The following is a 2345-nucleotide window of genomic DNA, read 5'->3' as shown; positions in this document are numbered from 1 at the left end:
CTGCCGCGGCTGGAAGCGCTCGCCCATGCCGGCGAGACGTTGATGGGCAAATTCCGCGACGGCATGCCGGTCAAGGCCGAAGCCGTGACGCTGATCCTGTCCTCGATCGACCGCATCAAGGAAATCCTCGCCGGGCTCGAGGCCACCGAGACCGAGCCCGAAGGCACCGACGAAGACCTGATCGAAAAGCTGCACGCGATGGCCGAAGGCGGCCATCATGCGGAAGCGCATCCTGAACCCGCGCCGGCGCCGGCCCCCGTCGCGCCGCCGGCCCCGCCCGCGATGACCAAGGGCACGCTGGTCGAGCAGGTGCTGGAACGCCCGTTGCGTCCGGGCGAAGTCTCGCTCGACGACCTCGAGCGCGCCTTCCGCGAGACCGAGACCGAAGTTGCAGCAGCGCCGGCGCCCGTCGTCAAGGCCGCGCCCGAAGTCAAGGAAGCCGCGAAGGAAGCCAAGGCCAAACCGGCCAAGCGTGCCGCTGCTGTCGAGGCCGATGGCGAGGTCGCCGACAAGATCGCCAACCAGTCGATCCGCGTCAACGTCGACACCCTCGAACACCTGATGACCATGGTCTCCGAGCTGGTGTTGACCCGCAACCAGCTTTTGGAAATCTCCCGCCGCAACGAGGACACCGAGTTCAAGGTGCCGCTGCAGCGGCTCTCCAACGTCACCGCCGAGCTGCAGGAAGGCGTCATGAAGACGCGAATGCAGCCGATCGGCAACGCCTGGCAGAAGCTGCCGCGCATCGTCCGCGACCTCTCCGGCGAACTCGGCAAGCAGATCGAACTGGAGATGCACGGCGCCGACACCGAGCTCGACCGCCAGGTGCTCGACCTGATCAAGGATCCGCTGACGCACATGGTGCGCAACTCCGCCGACCACGGCCTGGAGACCCCGGCCGAGCGGCTGGCTAGCGGCAAGGGCGAGCAGGGCACCATCCGGCTGTCCGCCTATCACGAGGGCGGCCACATCATCATCTGCATCGCCGACAATGGCCGAGGTCTCAACACCGAGCGGATCAAGGCCAAAGCGCTGCAGAACGGTCTCGTCACCGAGGCCGAGCTGGAGAAGATGACCGAAGCCCAGATCCACAAGTTCATCTTCGCGCCGGGCTTCTCGACCGCTGCCACCGTCACCTCGGTCTCCGGCCGCGGCGTCGGCATGGACGTGGTGCGCACCAATATCGACCAGATCGGCGGCACCATCGACATCAAGTCGGTCGCCGGCGAGGGCTCGTCCGTCACCATCAAGATCCCGCTGACGCTCGCCATCGTCTCGGCCCTGATCGTCGAAGCCGGCGGTGACCGCTTTGCGATCCCGCAGCTCTCGGTGGTCGAGCTGGTCCGGGCGCGGGCCAACTCCGAGCACCGCATCGAGCGCATCAAGGACACCGCGGTCTTGCGGCTGCGCAACAAGCTGCTGCCGCTGATGCACCTGAAGAAGCTGCTGAAGATCGACGACGGCTCCTCCAGCGACCCCGAGAACGGCTTCATCGTGGTGACGCAAGTGGGCAGCCAGACCTTCGGCATCGTGGTCGACGGCGTGTTCCACACCGAAGAAATCGTGGTCAAGCCGATGTCGACCAAACTGCGGCACATCGACATGTTCTCCGGCAACACCATTCTGGGCGATGGCGCCGTCATCATGATCATCGACCCCAACGGCATTGCCAAGGCGCTCGGCGCCTCCGGCGCCTCGGCCCATGAGATGGCCGATGAAGCCTCGGCCGCGCATGCGATCGGCGGCGAACAGCTGACCTCGCTCTTGGTGTTCCGCGCCGGCTCCAGCCAGCCCAAGGCGGTGCCGCTCGGCCTCGTCACCCGGCTCGAGGAGATCGCCACCGACAAGATCGAGCTCAGTAACGGCCGCCATATGGTGCAGTACCGCGAGCAGCTGATGCCCTTGGTGCAGATGAACGGGGTCAGTGTCCAGACCTCGGGCTCGCAGCCGATCCTGGTGTTCGCCGACGACGGCCGCTCGATGGGGCTCGTGGTCGACGAGATCATCGACATCGTCGAGGAGCGGCTGCACATCGAGGTCGCCGGCCAGCAGGAGGGCATTTTGGGCTCGGCCGTGATCAAGGGCCAGGCCACCGAGGTGATCGACGTCGGCCACTTCCTGCCGATGGCGTTTGCCGACTGGTTCTCGCGCAAGGAGATGCGGGCCTCGTCGACGGCGCAGTCGGTGCTGCTGGTCGATGACTCCGCGTTCTTCCGCAACATGCTGGCCCCGGTCTTGAAGGCCGCCGGCTACAAGGTGCGGGTCGCCGTCAACGCCCAGGAGGGCCTGTCTGCGCTGCGCTCGGGTTACAACTTCGACGTGGTGCTGACCGACATCGAAATGCC

At 66.1% G+C, this 2345-nt stretch carries 1 protein-coding gene; it reads left to right on the top strand.

The genetic code is table 11. The features are described from left to right. The coding region (locus AC0QUY_RS42440) for a hybrid sensor histidine kinase/response regulator (protein ID WP_475391711.1) at positions 1–2345 on the top strand (2345 nt) is incomplete at both ends.

The organism is Bradyrhizobium sp. WYCCWR15520 (assembly GCF_056174665.1).
Note: the sequence above shows the minus strand (reverse complement) of the source record. Positions and strands in the feature narration are given on the sequence as shown.